Raw genomic sequence first — 16495 nt, 5'->3', positions numbered from 1 at the left:
GTCGGGGTAGTGATCGTGGTGGAAGCGTGCGGTTACCGCGAACCGAGAGGGTGCGACGATGACCGCCGATGACCTGCTGGCCCGGCACCGGGCCGTACTCCCGTCCTGGATGCCGCTCTACTACGCCGAGCCGATCGAAATCGTCTCCGGCGAGGGCCGCCGGGTCACCGACGCCCAGGGCCGCACCTACCTGGACTTCTTCGGCGGGGTGCTGACCAACATGATCGGGTACGACATCGCCGAGATTCGGGAGGCGGTGCAGCGGCAACTGACCACCGGGATCGTGCACACCTCGACGCTCTACCTGATCCGCCAGCAGGTCGAACTGGCCGAGAAGATCGCCCGACTCTCCGGCATCCCGGACGCCCGGGTCTTCTTCACCAACTCCGGCACCGAGGCCAACGAGGCCGCCCTGCTGATGGCCACCAACCACCGCCGCTCCCACCAGGTCCTCGCGGTCCGCAACAGCTACCACGGCCGGTCGTACGCGACGATGGGCATCACCGGCAACCGGGGCTGGTCGGCCAGCCAGCTCAACCCCCTCCAGGTGGCCTGGCTGCACTCCGGTGAGCGGCTGCGCGGCCTGCTGTCCCGGCTGCCGGAGGCCGACCGGATCGACGCCGCCGTGGAGGACCTGCGGGAGGTGCTGGCCACCCAGACAAGCGGAGACGTGGCCTGTCTGCTGGCCGAGCCGATCCAGGGGGTCGGCGGCTTCGTGCACGGCCCGGACGGTCTCTTCGCCGCCTGGAAGAAGGTCCTGGACGAGCACGGCATCCTGCTGATCTCCGACGAGGTACAGACCGGTTGGGGGCGTACCGGGGAGCACTTCTGGGGCTACCAGGCCCACGGGGTCACCCCGGACCTGCTCACCTTCGCCAAGGGCATCGGCAACGGCTTCGCCCTGGCCGGGGTGGTCGGCCGGGCCGAGGTGATGGAGGCGGTACCGGCGATCAGCTTCTCCACCTTCGGCGGCAACCCGATCTCCACCGCCGCCGGCAACGCGGTCCTGGACTACCTGCTCGACCACGACCTGCAGGCCAACGCGGCCCGCACCGGCGCGATCCTCGTCGAGGGCCTACGCGCCGCCGTGGGCGACCTCGACTGCGTCGCCGAGGTACGCGGAAAGGGCCTGATGCTCGGTGTCGAGTTCGTCCGACCGGGCACCACCGAGCCGGACCCCGCCCTGGCCGCCCGAGTCTTCGAGGGGTGCCGGGCCGGTGGCCTGCTGGTCGGCAAGGGCGGGCTGCACGGCAACGTGCTGCGGATGGGGCCGCCGCTGACCCTGACCGACCAGGAGGCCCGGGAGGGCCTGGCCATCCTGGTCGAGGCGATCCGCTCCGGCGCCGCCGAGGCGGTGACCCCGTGAGCGCGAGGAGTGAGCCGGTTCTGCGAGCCCCGCAGTCGCGAACGAAGGCGGCACCCGTGAGCGCGAGGAGTGAGCCGGGTTTGCGAGCCCCGCAGTCGCGAACGAAAGGTTGTTCAGCGTGAACCTCATCGGGCACTTCATCGACGGCAAGCGGGTCGGCGGCAGCTCGGGACGGCGCAGTGAGGTCTTCGACCCGGCCACCGGTCGGCGTACCGCTCAGGTGGAGCTGGCCAGCGCCACGGACGTCGCGGTAGCGGTGGAGTCCGCCGAGCGGGCGGCCCGCGCCTGGCGGGACGCCTCCCTGGCCAAGCGGACCGCGGTGCTGTTCGCCTTCCGGGAGCTGGTGCACGCCCGCCGCGACCAGCTCGCCGAGGTGATCACCGCCGAGCACGGCAAGGTGCTAGCCGACGCCGCCGGGGAGGTGCAACGCGGCCTGGAGGTCATCGAGTACGCCTGCGGCATCCCCTCGGCCCTGCGCGGCGGGTTCAGCGAGAACGTCTCCACCGAGGTCGACTCGTACAGTCTGCGCCAGCCCCTCGGGGTGGTCGCGGTGATCAGCCCCTTCAACTTTCCGGTGATGGTGCCGCTGTGGTTCGTGCCGGTGGCGGTGGCCGCCGGCAACGCCGTGGTGCTCAAGCCGAGCGAGAAGGACCCCAGCGCGGCCCTGCTGCTGGCCGAATGGTTCGCCGAAGCCGGCCTGCCCGACGGGGTGCTCAATGTCGTCAACGGCGACAAGGAGGCCGTCGACGCGCTGCTGGAACATCCGGCGGTCAAGGCGGTCTCGTTCGTCGGCTCCACCCCGGTGGCCCGGTACGTCTACCAGCGCGCCACCATGGCCGGGAAGCGGGTGCAGGCCCTCGGCGGGGCGAAGAACCACATGGTGGTGCTGCCCGACGCCGATCTGGACCTGGCCGCCGACGCGGCCGTCAACGCCGGGTTCGGCTCGGCGGGGGAGCGGTGCATGGCGATCTCCGCCCTGGTGGCGGTGGAGCCGATCGCGGACGAGTTGGTGGCGCGGATAGCCCGGCGGATGGCCGGCCTGCGTACCGGTGACGGGCGGCGTGGCTGCGACATGGGTCCGCTGGTCACCGCCGCCCACGCCGAGAGGGTGCGCTCCTACGTGGAGGCCGGGGTGGCCGCCGGGGCGGTGCCGGTGGTCGACGGCCGCGAGGTGACCCCGGACGGCGACCCGGACGGCTTCTGGCTGGGCCCGACCCTGTTCGACCACGTGACCCCGGACATGTCGATCTACACGGACGAGATCTTCGGGCCGGTGCTGTCGGTGCTGCGGGTCGGCTCGTACGACGAGGCCGTGGCCCTGGTCAACGCCAACCCGTACGGCAACGGCACGGCGATCTTCACCAACGACGGCGGGGCCGCCCGGCGCTACCAGCACGAGGTGGAGGTCGGCATGGTCGGCGTCAACGTGCCGATCCCGGTGCCGATGGCGTACTACTCGTTCGGCGGCTGGAAGTCCTCCCTCTTCGGGGACCTGCACGCCCACGGCCCGGACGGGGTCGCCTTCTTCACCCGGGGCAAGGTGGTCACCAGCCGCTGGCTGGACCCCCGCCACGGCGGGGTCAACCTGGGGTTCCCCACCCAGACCTGAGCAGTCGCAGGGTGCCCGCCCCGACCAGGTACGCCACCAGGGCGGTCACCGGCAGGCCCAGGGGTTCCGGTGCGGCCTTCGGGGCGACGCTGTTGGCTGCCATGGCGTACACGACGGCGCCGTATCCGGCGACGGCGAGTGCAACTGTCCACCACGGGGTCGGCCGTCCGTCTCCCCGCGGCCGGTCGACCCCGCCCTGTCGATGATCGGGCTGCCGCTGGCCGGCGGCCGGCCGGTCGGCGGGGTGTTGCCGGTCGGTGGCCGGCTGGTCGGTGGAATGGTGCCGGCTCGCCGTCGAGCGGCCGGTGCGGGCCTCGATCGGGCCGAAGATCGTCACCAGTACGGCCAGCACCGCGCTCAGCATCAGCAGCCAGGGCAGCCGCCAGGCGAACCAGGCTCGCGTGCCGGCGGCCGGGGTGGGCAGCAGACCGAGCCCGTCGAGCCCGCCCACCAGCAGGATCACCGCGCTGAGGTGCCAGAGGAAGACCGTGAGTACGACCGCGTTGACCGCGATCACCGCCTGCCACGGGCGGCTGCGGCGCAGCCAGCGTTCGGCGGGTTCACGCAGCAGCAGGATGAGTCCGAGTTGGGCGGTGGCCACGGCGAGCAGTGCCACGCTGGGCGGCGCGGCGTTGTCCAGCCGCTGACCCGGCAAGTTGATCATGCTCACCGGGTACGGTCCGGGGCCGGTGAGCAGCACCGCCACGGTGAGTCCGGCCGCGAGCATCACCAGGGCGGCCCGAGGCGACATCGGTAGACATCGGGTGCGCAGTCCTCGGCGTGGTGGACTCCGGTCCGCCGCCGCGGCTGGCGGTTCGCGCCCGGGCGAGGATGGTCGGCAGTCGCCATGTCGGGCGTCGTACCAGGCGAAACCGAGCTGGTGGACGGCGAGCCAGCCGAGCAGGTAGTTGGCCAGGGCCAGTTCGGCCGGACCGAACGCGCGTCCTGCGTCGCCCAGGGCCACCAGGGCCGCCAACGCCACCGGCACGACCAGCCCGAAGCGGCGGTGCAGCGCGTACATGAGCGGGGTCAGCGGCACCACCGCCAGGTAGGCGGCGAGGAACCACAGCGGGATGGTGGCGAACCAGATGACCGTACGGACCAGGCTCGCCTCGGCTCCGACCAGCCGGGCGATCAGCGCGCTGCCGGCGAGCACCAGTACCAGCGCGGTGGTCGGGCGCAGCAGCCGAGCGCTACGTCCGAGCAACCAGCTGCTGACCTCACCACCCCGGTTGCGGTGTGCCGTCAGCGCGGCGGCGTTGGCGTACCCGCCCACCAGGAAAAACACCGGCATCACCTGGACCAGCCAGGTCAGCGGATAGGCCCACGGCAGCGACGGCAGGGCCGAATGGCCGTCGGGCTGTCCATGCCGGTCGTAGGAGATGGTGGCGATCGCCCAGTGACCGAGCACGACCATGAGGATCGCCAGGGCCCGAAGCAGATCCAGGTAGCGCTCACGGTCGGCCGGTGTCCTCGCGGCGAGTGCGGCCAGGCGGCGCATCAACCGAGGGTATGCCCAGTCGAGGCGATGTTGCCCAGGCTGGCCCGAATCTGCATGGCCTTCTGGTCGTCGATGTCGTCGAACACGGCAAGCGCGCGCCGCCACGCGACGGCGGCACCCTCGTGTTCGCCGGCCTCGTACAGCGTGTCGCCGAGATTCGTGTCCGCCGTCGCCTCGCCGTGCCGGTCGCCGAGGGAGGCGTACAGTTCCCGCGTGCGATGGTAAAGCTCGGCGGCCCGGTCGTACTCGCCGAGCATGCGGTGCACGTAGCCCAGGCTGTCGTGAGTGACGGCGGCCCCGTCCACGTCGCCGAGTTCGTTGAGCATCGCCAAAGCCTGTTCGCAGTACGCGACCGCCGCGCGGTGGTCGCCGAGCTGGGCATGGCACCAGCCCACCGAGTTGAGCGTCTTGGCCTCGCCGATGCGGTGCCCAGCTCGGCGGAACAGCTCCAATGCCCGTAGGTCGTTGCGTAACGCCGTCTGATGGTCATCGGCCTGGTCGGCGATCCACCCCAGACTTCGGTGGGTGAACGCCTGATGAAGCGCGTCGTCCAGCCCCTCGAACAGATGCAGCGCCCGCTGCTGGTGTTCCCGGGCGTCGCCGTAGCGGCCGAGCCGGGTGGCGGCCCCACCGAGGAAGCGGTGGGTGTGAGCCTCCGCCGCCGGGTCACCGAGCCGACGGGCGGCGGACAGGGCGATGTGTTGGGTGCTGGTCCAGTCGTGCCAGTGGCCGCGCAGGTCGAGGAAGCTCACCAGGGCGGCGGCGAGTTGCCAGGCGTGGGTGTCATGGCCCGAACCGGCCGCGAGGTCGACGGCGGCGACGAGTACGGCGTGTTCGGCGGCGAACCAGGCGAGTGCCGACTCGCGGTGGGTGAACCCCTCCGGGACCACCCCGGGTGCGGCGGTGGCGAGCGAGATCGGGCCCCGGGGCGGCTGCAACAGCAGTTCGGCGTCGTGCGCGCTGTGCAGGTAGTGGTCGAGGAGACGCCGGGTGGCTGCCCGCCGCCACTGGGCCGGCTCCGCCTCGGCCAGTTCCTCGGCGTACGCGCGCAGCAGGTCGTGGCAGGTGAACCGACCCGGCCGATGTTCGGTGACCAGGTGGGCCTGGACCAGTTCGGCCAGGGACGCCCGGACCTCGACCACGGTCGCCGCGGCGAGGCTGGCCAGGGCGGCGACCCCGATGTCCGGCCCCGGGAACAGCCCGCACAGGCGGAACAGACGTGCGGCCGGCTCGCTCACCTGCTGGTACGAGCAGCTGAGGGCGGCTCGCACGTCAACGCGCGAATCCGTTCCCGCCAGCGGGTCGAGTCGCCGTGGTGCGTCCCGCAGCTCAGCGGTCACGGCGGCCAGCGGGAAGTGCGGGTGGGTCGCGGCCCGGGCGGCCACCACGGCGATGGCCAGCGGTAGGCCGGCACACCTGTCGATGAGTTCGTCGACCGCGTCGGGTTCGGCCGCCATCCGTCGGGCTCCGATCCGGCGGCCCAGCAGGGTCCTCGACTCCATCCGATCCAGCAGCGGCACCGCGATCGGTCGGGCACCCTCTGCGGCGACGAGGCCGGGCAGTTGGCTGCGACTGGTCACCAGGACCAGGCAACCGGCCGAGCCGGGCAACAACGGGCGAACCTGGTCGGCATCGCGGGCATTGTCCAGCACCATCAGCAACCGGCGGCCGGTCAGCAGGCTGCGGAACAGATTGATCTGTGCCTCCAGATCGCCCGGAATCCGCATTCGGGGCACCTCGAAGGCGTCCAGGAAGTGGCGGATCGCGTCACTGGGCGGGACCGGTGCCCTTCGGTCGAATCCCCGCAGGTTGACGTGGAGCTGACCGTCCGGGAAATGTTCCCGCATTCGTTGTGCCCAATGGATGACCATTGTCGTCTTACCCACGCCGGCGGTCCCGGTGACGACCGCGATGACCGGGGCAGTGGTGGTGGCGTCCAGGTCGGCGCGCAGCCCGTCGAGTTCCGCCAGCAGTTCCCGCCGTCCGCTGAAGGCGCCGAGGGCCGCCGGGAGTTGGGCGGGCACCGGCAATGCCGGTTGCGGGCGGTCCGTGGCCGGATCCGCCTGCGGTCCGGTGCCGGGCAGCGCGGGTCCTGCCGGATCCGCCACCCGCCGGTCGGTGTCCGGTGCGGCGGTACGGTGTGGTCCGCCGGTCGCGAGGCGTTCGCCGACCACCCGTTCCCATCGGGTGGCCCACGCGCCCGCCTGAGCCGGTGTCACACCGAGGGCGAGCAGCAGCCGGTCGAGTACATCCATCGGCATCACACTGTTGCCGTTGAGGTAGTTGGCCAGGCTGCTCCGGGGGACGCCGGTGGCCGCAGCCAGGTCCTGGAGGGAGAGCCGAGCCTTGCCTCGGGACCGGGCGGCGCGGATCCGCAGCCGGTTCAGCTCCGCCAACAACTCCTGCTCCGGCTCGCCTGAATCAGCCGTGGAAGAACCGGCATGGCTGTTGGTCACAGCCGCATCGTCGCACCCGATGTCCAGCATCGTCCATGGACGTCCAACGGTGGCGGTATCGCGCTCGCCGGCTGGCAGTCTGGGATCCAGAAGTGGTGTGCCGGGTTCGGGGGATCCGAATTGGCTTGGTGAATTCGGGAATCGGCACGCCGGGGAGAAATCGACGAGAGGAAAAGCGATGAAACGAAAGCTGCTGATGCTGGCCGCCGCCGGCCTGATGGCGTCCGCCGCGCTGATCCTGCCCGCCGCGTCGGCGTCCGCTGCCGCCGTGGGTGCGGGCTGGGAATACCCGGACGACGTCGCCACCATCCAGGGGTGGGACTACCCGGGCTAGTTGGTGACCCGACCCGACCGCTGAAGGGGCTTCACATGAAGATCCAGCATCTTGCCTTGAAGCTGCCAGTGGTGTTCGCGGTGGCCGTCGGCGTCCTGGTCGCCACCGGCTCGCCGGCCGCCGCTGCCAACGACGACCACTACGTGACCACCTGGGACAGCTTCAAGGGTTGCCAGGCCGGCCGCCTTGACTTCGTCGACTACGGCGAGGGAGCGCCCGGTGGTGGAATGAATGACGACTACTTCATCGTGAGGGACACGTGCGCCAACGGTGACGGGGTCTTGGCGTACGTGTATCTCAATGGCGTCCAGAGGGGCACCAAGTACAACGGTGGCGGCTCCGGCACGTCGATCATCTGGGATCCGGTTCAGGTCTACGCGGGGGACGAGGTCAGAATGGTGATCTGCGAGGCCAACGGACCTTCCGACTACCAGGGCTACAACTGCCAGCCCAGCACCTTTCGCAGCATTGACGGCTAGCACTGCAGCGGCACGTGCCTGAGGCGGAGTTCCGGCAGTCCGGCCCCGCCGCACCGAGGTTGGTCCAGGCCACTGCCAGTCGCGCTGCTACGACGCCCGGTACCGCCACATGATCGTGCCAGAACACTCCACAACTCCCAAAGTGGCCCGCCCTCCGATCCGGAGGGCGGGCCACGGCGTTGATCAGGAGGCGGCTGAGGTATCGATATTTATCTACTTATCAACGTTCGTGCTGGTCATGGCGGCGCCGTGGTGGCCGGTGGTGGGGTGGTCGGAGCTGCGCGACTGGTAACAGTTTGAAAACTTCGCCCACGGTCTTGACATGGAGGGGCTTTCAGTAAGAACTTTTACCACTAACAGTTAACAGTCTTTTCCGAAAGGCTTCCCATGGTTGATCACGAGGCGGACACCTCCGCGGGCGCCGCGGTGGCCGACGTCGACGGGATCGACCGGCGGGACGCCCTGGGAGTGGCGTCCGACGGGATACTGGCCCGGGTCCGGACCGGCGCCGACGAGTTGACCGGGGCGCTGCGGCGGGTCGCCGAACACGTGCTCAGTGACCCGGCGGCGGCGGCCCGGGCGACCATCGTGGAGCTGGCCGAACGCAGCGGCACCTCACCGGCCACGGTGACCCGCTTCTGCCGGGCGATGGGCTTCGAGGGCTACGCCGACCTGCGGTTGGGCATCGCCGCCGAGACCGGCCGGGCCCGCTCGGCCGGGTGGAGCGTCGACATCGGACGTGAGATCCAACCGGGCGACCCCCTGGAACGGGTGTTGGAGCAGATCATCGCCGCCGACACCCGGGCCATGCACGACACCGCCGCGCTGCTCGACCTCGCCGAGGTGGAACGGGCCGCGGTCGCGATCGCCGGGGCCAGCCGGGTCAACATCTTCGGCGCCAGCGGCAGCGCCCTGGTCGGGGAGGAGATGCAGTTCAGCCTGCACCGCATCGGGGTGGCCGCCTGGGCGTGGAACGACGTGCACTCCGGACTCGCCGCCGCCGCCCTGCTGCGGCCCGGCGATGTCGCGTTGGGCATCTCGCACAGCGGTCAGACCCGGGAGGCCATCGAGATGCTCGCCGAGGGCGGCAGCCGGGGGGCCACCACGATCGCGCTGACCGGGTTCCGCCGTTCCCCACTGGCCGAGTTGGCCGACATCGTGCTGCTCACCGCCAGCCAGGCCACCACCTTCCGGCCGGACGCCCTGTCGGCCCGGCATCCGCAACTGGTCGTGTTGGACCTGCTCTACATCGCGGTGGCCCAACGGACCCATGACCGTGCCCACGCGGCCTTCCGGCGTACCGCCCAGGCCGTCGACGGGCACAAGGCCGCGCGCGCGGCCGCCACCTGAACCACGACGCCAGGCCGCCTCACCGCCCATCTGACCCGACACCACAAGGAGCGCCGAAGAATGTCCGTCAACCCCGAACTCGACCGCCGGACCCTGCTGCGCCGCGCGGCGGCCGCGGGTCTCCTGGTGACCCCCGCCGCCGGCCTGCTCAGCGCCTGCGCCGGCAGCACGCCCAGCCCGAGTAACGACAACGCCGGGGAGAAGAGCGACGACAACCCCTTCGGGGTGCAGGAGAACAGCGCCGTGAAGGTGGTCATCTTCAACGGCGGTCTCGGTGACCAGTGGGCGAAGGAAGACCAGGCGATCTTCAGCGCCAAGCACGCCAACGTCACGGTCAACATGAGCTCCACCCAGAAGATCAAGACCGAAGAGCAGCCGAAGATGGCGACCACCCCCAGCGACGTCGTGATGAACTCCGGCGCCGACATGATGGACGTCAGCACCCTGGTCAACGAGGGCGCCATCGAGCCGCTGGACGACCTGCTCGCCGCCCCGGCCTGGGACAGCCCGGGGACGGTGGCGGACACCCTGCTGCCGGGCACCGTGGCCGACGGCACCTTCCAGGGCAAGTTCTACGTGGTCAACGTCGCCTACACCGTCTGGGGCAACTGGTACAACGACGCCCTGTTCAGCAAGGAGGGCTGGGCGCCGCCGAAGACCTTCGACGAGTTCTTCGCCCTGGCCCCGAAGATCAAGGCCAAGGGCATCGCACCGTACGTCTACGACGCCGTGCACGGTTACTACCCGCGCTGGGCGCTGATGGCCACCATCTGGAAGTCGGCCGGCAAGCAGGCGGTCATCGACATCGACAACCTCAAGGAGAACGCCTGGCGGGCCGAGGGGGTGCTGCCCGCGCTGGAGCAGTGGGAGAAGCTGGTCAAGGACAAGCTGCTGCTGCCCGGCCGGCTGGACCACACCCAGTCCCAGCAGGCCTGGCTGGACGGCAAGGCGGCCTTCATCCAGGTCGGCACCTGGCTGAAGAACGAGATGGCGGCGACCATTCCGCCCGGCTTCGAGATGAAGATCTCCGACTACTGGGGTCTGGGCGCCACCGACAAGGCCCCCAACGACGTGTACGCCGGTGCCGGTGAGGGCATCGTGGTGCCGAGCAAGGCGCCGAACAAGGCAGCGGCCAAGGAGTTCCTGCGGGCGGTGCTCTCCAAGGCCGGTTCGGCGAAGTTCGCCGAGCTGACCAAGTCCCTGGCCTCGACCGTGGGCTCCGGGGACAAGGTCCAGGACTCGGCGCTGGCCAGCGCCAACGAGCTGATGAAGAACGCGCCGAAGGACCTGGTCTCGGTGAAGTTCTGGAACTTCTACGCCGACCTGGACAAGGAGAGCCAGAACCTCTCCCAGGAGTTGATGGCCGGTCGGATCACCGCCGCGCAGTTCGTCGACAAGATGCAGGCCGCCGCGGACAAGGTGGCCAAGGACTCGTCGATCACCAAGCAGACCCGCGACGCCTGACCCCCGACCGAACGAGGAAGTGAGCGGCGATGCGGCACGGTGTGGGGCGTTTCGTCACGGGTTTCCTGGCGCTGCCGGTCGGGCTGTACCTCTTCTACGTGGTGTGGCCCTTCCTCCAGGCGGCCGGGTACTCGCTGACCGACTGGGGCGGCTACTCCGACCGGCAACAGTTCGTCGGGCTGGAGAACTACCTCCGGCTGTTCTCCGACGAGCTGATCAGGAAGGCGTTCTGGCACAACGTCTTCTTCCTGGTCACCGTGCCGCTGTTCACCATCGCGCTGGCCCTGTTCCTGGCGTTCCTGCTCAATGTGGGCGGACGCGAGGACAAGGCCGGCATCCGGGGGGTGTTCGGCTCCGGCCTGTACAAGGTGATCTTCTTCTTCCCGCAGGTGCTGTCCCTGGTCGTCATCGCGGTGATGTGGCAACAGATCTACCGCGCGGACGGCCAGGGCCTGATCAACGGCGTACTGATGAAGATCGGTCTGGTCGACGAGAACGACCCGATCACCTTCGTGTACGACCCGGAGCCCTTCCTCGGCGTACCGGCGGTGTTGTGGTGGCTGCTGGTGATCGCGGTCTGGAGCGGGGCCGGCTTCTACATGGTGCTGTTCTCCGCGGCCATGCAGTCCATTCCGAAGGACATCTACGAGGCGGCCCTCCTCGACGGCGCGGGTCGCTTCCACACCTTCTTCCGGATCACCCTGCCCCTGCTGCGGGACACCGTCTCGGTGGCCTGGGTGTATCTGGGCTTCATCGCGCTGGACATGTTCGCGCTGGTCTACATCATGACCCCCAGCCAGGGCGGCCCGAACCACGCCAGCGAGATCTTCGCCTCGGTGATCAACTTCAACGCCTTCCAGCGGGGCCAGTTCGGCTACGCCTGCGCGATCGCGGTGGCCCTGGCGATCTTCACGATCCTGCTGGCTGCGTTGCAGCTACGGATCACCCGTCGTGAGCGCATCGAGTACTGAGGAGACACCGACGATGAGCACGGTGACCCACCCTCCGGCCGGGCCCGGGCAGGCCCCACCCTCGGACCGTACGCCGGGCCCACGCGCCGCCGTCGACGGCAGCCGCGCCGGGGCGAAGATCTTCAACGGCTTCTCGCATCTCTTCCTGGCCGTCTGGGCGATCATGGTGGTCTACCCGCTGCTGTGGGTGATCATGTCGGCGCTCAAGACCGACTCGGAGGTCATCCGCAAGCCGCTGTCGCTGTTCCCGGAGACGTTGCAGTGGGACAACTTCGCCCGGGCCTGGACCGAGGGGCAGATCGGTTCGTTCTTCCTCAACACCGTGCTGGTGCTGACCGGAAGCGTCTTCCTCACCATGCTGCTCGGCTCGATGGCTGCGTACGTGCTGGCTCGCTACGAGTTCCCCGGCAACCGCTTGATCTACTACATGTTCCTGTCCGGGCTGACCCTGCCGGTCTACCTGGCCGCGGTGCCGCTGTTCAAGGGCGTCTACAACATGGGGGTGACCCTGCCCTTCCTCGGCCCGAACAGCTACTTCATGCTGATCCTGGTCTACGTGGCCTGGTCGTTGGCGTTCACGGTCTTCTTCATGCACTCCTTCTTCCGTACGTTGCCGAACGCGATCGCCGAGGCGGCCATGGTCGACGGGGCCTCCCACAGCCGGTTGTTCTTCAGCGTCATGCTGCCGATGGCCAAGCCGGGCCTGATCAGCATCGGCATCTTCAACGTCCTCGGGCAGTGGAACCAGTGGTACCTGCCGACCCTGCTGATGCAGTCGGTGGCGGACGAACCGAAGAAGCAGGTCATCTCCCAGGGCCTGATCGAACTCTCCGTCAACCAGGGCTACCGCTCCGACTGGTCCGGCCTGTTCGCCGGGGTCACCATGGCGATGCTGCCGGTGCTGATCGTCTACATCGTCTTCCAGCGCCAGGTGCAGTCCGGCCTCACCGCCGGGGTCAGCAAGTAACGAGACCCGCGCGCAGCCGGCTCATCCGGTTGATCAACTCCGTTTCGGCGCCATGGTGGTATCCCGCTCGCGCGGATCCCGCCATTGCGCCGTAACGGTTTCGTAGCCCCGTCGTCACGCTCCTCCCTGGGTGAGCGAACCGACATCAGGTGCTTGACTCGTCAATATCTTAACGAGTAAGTTCGACAGGCATCGATACTTGTCTCACGGAAAGCAGGTGAAGGATGCTCAAGCTCTTCGCTGCCGCCGCGGCCGTCGCAGGCGTGCTGGTCGCGGCCCCTCCCGCCTCGGCGGCAACCGCCGAGTCGGGGTGGGGAAGATATCTGCCCGGCAACTGCGTGCCGGGCACGTTCTGCGGCTGGCCCAACTGGGACCACCCGCCGGAGGGCCCCACCGCGACTCCCTCCCTGGTGACCACCACCGACTGGTCCGGCAGCGTCACGGTGTTCAACTTCTACAACTACACCTCCCGCAACGTCGACATCGACTGGCACCTGCCGGGGACGACCTACGCCGGCACCTTCTGCGCCACCCCTGGCGACGCGGACCTGTACGTGCCGATGACCGTGACGAAGGTGGTCTTCCACACGCGCAACTGCCGGTGAATCCCACAACGAGAAGTAGGTGAATCATGCTCAAGACCATGCTCAAGTCCCTCGCTGTCGCCGCGGCTGTCGCAGGCGTGCTGGTCGCCGCCCCTCCCGCCTCGGCGGCAACCGCCCAGGCGTCAGACGGAATGTGGCCGTCCGGGAACTGCCCGCAGGGCGTGTTCTGCCTCTGGCCCGAATGGAACGAATGGATGACGCCGGCCCTGACGACCAACACCGACTGGTCCGGCGAGATCCCGGGATACCTGTTCTACAACAACACCTCCCGCAACGTCGACGTCACCTTCCGCTGGCAGCATGACTCCCCGTGGGGCCCCTTTACCATCTGCCTGACCCCCGGCAACGGGCAGGACACGTACTGGCCCGGAATCGTGACGAGTGTGAAGGTCCACACCCAGCCCTGCGTGTGGTGATCCCGTAGCACTGCCCGGACGGACCGAGGCGCCCCGAGGGTGTCGGTGGGTCCGGGCAGGATGGGGGTGTGCTGGTCGCGGTGGTGGCGGGGGAGGGCGGTGCGGGCGTGCTGTGCCCGCTGCGCGTCGACGGGCGGTGCGCCGGTCCGCCCGAGCCCGTCACCGACCTCGCCACCGCCGTCGCCGCGCGGGAGGCCCAGGACCGGCCCCGCTGGGTCTGGGCCTCCGGCGCGACCCTCTACCCCGGCCTGCTGCGCGCCGGGGTCCGGGTCGAGCGCTGCCACGACGTCGAACTGACCGAGTCCCTGCTGCTCGGCTACGCCGGCCGCTGGGGTGAACCGCGTTCCCTGGCGGCGGCCTGGGCCCGGCTGACCGGCGCACCGGTGCCACCCGATCCGCCGCCGCGGGCCGCCGCCCCACCCGGGGCCGGGCAGGCCGCACTCTTCGAGGCCGTGCCCGGGCCGCCGGGTCCCGACATCACCGCGTTGACCCGGGTGTACGCCGACCAACTCGACCGCATCGCGGCCACCGGGCATCCCGGTCGCTTTCGTCTGCTGGTGGCCGCCGAGTCGGCCGGGGTGCTGATCGCCGCCGAGATGGGGGCGGCCGGGCTGCCCTGGCGGGCCGACGTGCACGACAGCATCCTCACCGAGCTGCTGGGAGAGCCCTCCCCGGTGGGTGGCCCGCCGCGTCGCCTGGCCGAACTGGCCGCCCGGATCGCGGAGGCCTTCGGCGTACGCCAGTTGCATGCCGATTCCCCGGCGGAGCTGCTGCGGGCCTTCTCCCGTGCCGGCATCGACCTGCCCAACACCCGGTCCTGGGTGCTGCGCGGGGTCGACCATCCGGCGGTGCCGCTGGTGCTGGAGTACAAGGAGCTGTACCGGATCTGGACCGCGCACGGCTGGGCCTGGCGGGACGCCTGGGTCCGCGACGGCCGCTTCCAACCGGAGTACGTGCCCGCCGGGGTGGTGTCCGGTCGGTGGGCCACCCGGGGCGGGGGTGCGTTGCAGATCCCGAAGGTGATCCGCCGGGCTGTGGTGGCCGATCCGGGTTGGCGGTTCGTGGTGGCCGACGCCGGGCAGTTGGAGCCCCGGGTGCTGGCGGCCGTCTCCGGTGACGGCGGGCTGGCACGGGCAGGGGCCACCGGGGACCTCTACGCGGCCCTGGCGCGGGACGCCTTCGGCGGCGACCGGGGGCGGGCGAAGCTGGCCCTGCTAGGGGCGATGTACGGGCAGACCGGCGGGGCGGCCGTACCGGCCCTGGCGGTGTTGCGGCGCAACTACCCGACGGCCTTCGGGTACGTCGAGGCGGCGGCGCGTACCGGTGAGGCCGGCGGGTTGGTGCGCTCCTGGCTGGGGCGGACCTGCCCGCCGGGCACGGCGGGTTTCGCCACCGACGAGGGGCCGGTCGATCCGGACGCGGCCGGCGACCCGCAGTCGCCCCGGGCCCGGGCGGCGCGGTCCCGGGGCCGGTTCACCCGCAACTTCGTCATCCAGGCCACCGCCGCCGAGTGGGCCTCGACCCTGCTGGCGGTGCTGCGCGGCGAGCTGGCCGGCACCGAGGCCGAGCTGGTCTTCTTCCAGCACGACGAGGTGATCGTGCACTGCCCGGCCGAGCAGGCCGAGGCGGTGGCCGAGGCGGTCCAGCGGGCCGGTCGGCGGGCCACCGCCCTGCTGTTCGGCGACACCCCGGTGCGCTTCCCGCTGGACCTGTCGATCGTCGAGTCCTACGCCGACGCGGCCTGAGTCTGGCCGAGGCGACCGGCCGGCTGCCGGTGGCCCGCAACACCAACCCGGTGAGCATCTGGGGCTTGTCAACAAAGGGTCCTTCCCGTTGCTGAGGTGCCCTTCCTTGCCCAGGGGTGTCTGATTTATGTGATTTGCCCGCCACTCTCCACAGGGCGCGATCGTTGCTCACGGTGTGCGTCGGACGGGACGGGCAGTGCCGCAGTGCCTGCCGGTTCCACTCTGGAGGGAGCTCGGCTCTGAACCGGATCGCAGGAATGATCATCGCTGCGGGGGGTGGTCGCCGCATCGGCGGCCCGGAAGCCCTGCTGCACCAGGGCGGCAAGCCCCTGGTCGACCAGATGATCGACACGCTGACCGAGGCGGGCTGCCGGCCCATCGTGGTCGTTCTCGGTGCCGCGGCCGACCAGGTCCGCGAGACCGCTGACCTGGACCGCGTCACCGTGGTGGTCAACCGGGCCTGGGGCACCGGGGTCGGCTCGTCGATCCGAGCCGGCCTGGCCGGGCTCGACGACGACGGGATCGAGGCGGTGGTGGTGGTGCCGGTCGACATGCCCGGGTTGACCGCCGCCGCGGTTCGCCGGGTGACCGCCCTGCCCTTCCCCGACGTGCTGGTCTGCGCCACCTACAACGGCCTGCGCGGCTACCCCATGCTGTTCGGCCGCCGTCACTGGGCCGGCATCGCGACCCTGGCCAGCGCCGATGTCGGGGCCCGCCCCTATCTGCTGGCCCACAAGGACCAGATCGTCGACATCGCCTGCGACACCGTAGCCGACGGCAGCCGCGTCGACACCCCCGAACTCATGGCCCTCTACGGCCTCTCCGTCCCCGAACAACGCATCCCCGCCTGACCCCACCCTCCTCCCTCCCTCGCTCCCCACCCCGCCCCAGCGCCGTCGATCTTGCACTTCTGGTCACCAAAAAGACCGACTATGCGGCTTTTGCCGCGACGAAAAGTGCAAGATCTGTGAAGGTTTTTGTCAAGCGGTGGCTTCGAGGGTGCGCCAGATTTGGCGGGCTATGTAGCGTTTGAGGCTGCGGGTGATCTCGGTGGGGGTGCGGCCTTCGAGGGTGCGGCGGTTGATGTAGTCCTTGGTGGGTTGGTGGCATCGTTGTCGGGCTTTGGCGATGGTGTGCAGGGCGGCGTTGAGGGTGCGGTCGCCGCCTCGGTTGAGGCGGTGGCGGACGATGCGTCCGGAGCTGGCGGGGACGGGGTTGGCGCCGGCGAGTGA

Annotated in this window: 15 protein-coding genes; 12 read left to right on the top strand and 3 right to left on the bottom strand. The window is 70.0% G+C overall.

The genetic code is table 11. The features are described from left to right. The first annotated feature begins 58 nt into the window (after positions 1–58). Positions 59–1366, top strand: coding sequence for an aspartate aminotransferase family protein (locus ABZ795_RS07400; RefSeq protein WP_357529700.1), 1308 nt, complete (start codon positions 59–61; stop codon positions 1364–1366). Positions 1367–1484: 118 nt separating this feature from the next. Continuing rightward, entirely contained in the window at positions 1485–2975 is a 1491-nt protein-coding gene (locus tag ABZ795_RS07395) for a CoA-acylating methylmalonate-semialdehyde dehydrogenase (RefSeq protein ID WP_357529699.1), read from the top strand. Here ABZ795_RS07395 and ABZ795_RS07390 read toward each other — a convergent pair. Next, positions 2947–4476 carry an acyltransferase gene (locus ABZ795_RS07390; RefSeq protein ID WP_357529698.1) on the bottom strand — a complete coding sequence of 510 codons (1530 nt, stop codon included), beginning with the start codon at positions 4474–4476 and terminating at the stop codon, positions 2947–2949. The two genes, ABZ795_RS07395 and ABZ795_RS07390, sit on opposite strands and share 29 nt — an antisense overlap. Beyond that, a complete protein-coding gene (locus tag ABZ795_RS07385; RefSeq protein WP_357529697.1) occupies positions 4476–6932 on the bottom strand; it encodes a tetratricopeptide repeat protein in 2457 nt (818 codons plus the stop codon). Before ABZ795_RS07385 ends, ABZ795_RS07390 begins: the two co-directional genes overlap by 1 nt. A gap of 178 nt (positions 6933–7110) precedes the next feature. Here ABZ795_RS07385 and ABZ795_RS07380 point away from each other — a divergent pair, with 178 nt between their 5' ends. From ABZ795_RS07380 to ABZ795_RS07335, 10 genes are all read left to right on the top strand, one after another. Next, entirely contained in the window at positions 7111–7266 is a 156-nt protein-coding gene (locus tag ABZ795_RS07380) for a hypothetical protein (protein WP_327025074.1), read from the top strand. Between the two features lie 35 nt (positions 7267–7301). Then, positions 7302–7745 (top strand): hypothetical protein, encoded by a 444-nt coding sequence (locus tag ABZ795_RS07375; protein WP_357529696.1) that lies wholly within the window; start codon positions 7302–7304, stop codon positions 7743–7745. 387 nt (positions 7746–8132) lie between these two features. After that, positions 8133–9095: a MurR/RpiR family transcriptional regulator gene (locus tag ABZ795_RS07370; RefSeq protein ID WP_327025076.1), complete on the top strand. Its 963-nt coding sequence runs from the start codon at positions 8133–8135 to the stop codon at positions 9093–9095. Between the two features lie 60 nt (positions 9096–9155). Further along, positions 9156–10559, top strand: coding sequence for an N-acetylglucosamine/diacetylchitobiose ABC transporter substrate-binding protein (gene ngcE / locus ABZ795_RS07365; protein ID WP_357529695.1), 1404 nt, complete (start codon positions 9156–9158; stop codon positions 10557–10559). Between the two features lie 29 nt (positions 10560–10588). Further along, entirely contained in the window at positions 10589–11530 is a 942-nt protein-coding gene (locus tag ABZ795_RS07360; RefSeq protein ID WP_357529694.1) for a sugar ABC transporter permease, read from the top strand. Positions 11531–11543: 13 nt separating this feature from the next. Next, positions 11544–12497, top strand: coding sequence for a carbohydrate ABC transporter permease (locus tag ABZ795_RS07355; RefSeq protein ID WP_357529693.1), 954 nt, complete (start codon positions 11544–11546; stop codon positions 12495–12497). Positions 12498–12721: 224 nt separating this feature from the next. Continuing rightward, the gene (locus ABZ795_RS07350) at positions 12722–13102 is read left to right on the top strand and encodes a hypothetical protein (protein ID WP_357529692.1); all 381 of its coding nucleotides are present in this window, start codon (positions 12722–12724) and stop codon (positions 13100–13102) included. A 26-nt stretch (positions 13103–13128) separates the two neighbouring features. Further along, positions 13129–13518 carry a hypothetical protein gene (locus ABZ795_RS07345; protein ID WP_357529691.1) on the top strand — a complete coding sequence of 130 codons (390 nt, stop codon included), beginning with the start codon at positions 13129–13131 and terminating at the stop codon, positions 13516–13518. An 83-nt stretch (positions 13519–13601) separates the two neighbouring features. Continuing rightward, the gene (locus tag ABZ795_RS07340) at positions 13602–15263 is read left to right on the top strand and encodes a bifunctional 3'-5' exonuclease/DNA polymerase (RefSeq protein WP_357529862.1); all 1662 of its coding nucleotides are present in this window, start codon (positions 13602–13604) and stop codon (positions 15261–15263) included. Between the two features lie 257 nt (positions 15264–15520). Then, entirely contained in the window at positions 15521–16114 is a 594-nt protein-coding gene (locus tag ABZ795_RS07335; RefSeq protein WP_327025088.1) for a nucleotidyltransferase family protein, read from the top strand. Positions 16115–16243: 129 nt separating this feature from the next. Here ABZ795_RS07335 and ABZ795_RS07330 read toward each other — a convergent pair. Further along, the coding region (locus tag ABZ795_RS07330) for a transposase (protein WP_357529690.1) at positions 16244–16495 on the bottom strand (252 nt) is incomplete at its 5' end.

This window comes from Micromonospora sp. NPDC047134 (assembly GCF_040643455.1).
Classification (GTDB): Bacteria; Actinomycetota; Actinomycetes; order Mycobacteriales; family Micromonosporaceae; genus Micromonospora.
This window is presented reverse-complemented; position numbering and strand designations above follow the sequence as displayed.

Coding starts and splice junctions, on each gene's coding strand:
- ABZ795_RS07370 (WP_327025076.1), top strand. CDS start 8,133: ATGGTTGATCACGAGGCGGACACCTCCGCGGGCGCCGCGGTGGCCGAC.
- ABZ795_RS07360 (WP_357529694.1), top strand. CDS start 10,589: ATGCGGCACGGTGTGGGGCGTTTCGTCACGGGTTTCCTGGCGCTGCCG.
- ngcE (WP_357529695.1), top strand. CDS start 9,156: ATGTCCGTCAACCCCGAACTCGACCGCCGGACCCTGCTGCGCCGCGCG.
- ABZ795_RS07355 (WP_357529693.1), top strand. CDS start 11,544: ATGAGCACGGTGACCCACCCTCCGGCCGGGCCCGGGCAGGCCCCACCC.
- ABZ795_RS07345 (WP_357529691.1), top strand. CDS start 13,129: ATGCTCAAGACCATGCTCAAGTCCCTCGCTGTCGCCGCGGCTGTCGCA.
- ABZ795_RS07350 (WP_357529692.1), top strand. CDS start 12,722: ATGCTCAAGCTCTTCGCTGCCGCCGCGGCCGTCGCAGGCGTGCTGGTC.
- ABZ795_RS07335 (WP_327025088.1), top strand. CDS start 15,521: ATGATCATCGCTGCGGGGGGTGGTCGCCGCATCGGCGGCCCGGAAGCC.
- ABZ795_RS07375 (WP_357529696.1), top strand. CDS start 7,302: ATGAAGATCCAGCATCTTGCCTTGAAGCTGCCAGTGGTGTTCGCGGTG.
- ABZ795_RS07400 (WP_357529700.1), top strand. CDS start 59: ATGACCGCCGATGACCTGCTGGCCCGGCACCGGGCCGTACTCCCGTCC.
- ABZ795_RS07380 (WP_327025074.1), top strand. CDS start 7,111: ATGAAACGAAAGCTGCTGATGCTGGCCGCCGCCGGCCTGATGGCGTCC.
- ABZ795_RS07390 (WP_357529698.1), bottom strand. CDS start 4,476: ATGCGCCGCCTGGCCGCACTCGCCGCGAGGACACCGGCCGACCGTGAG.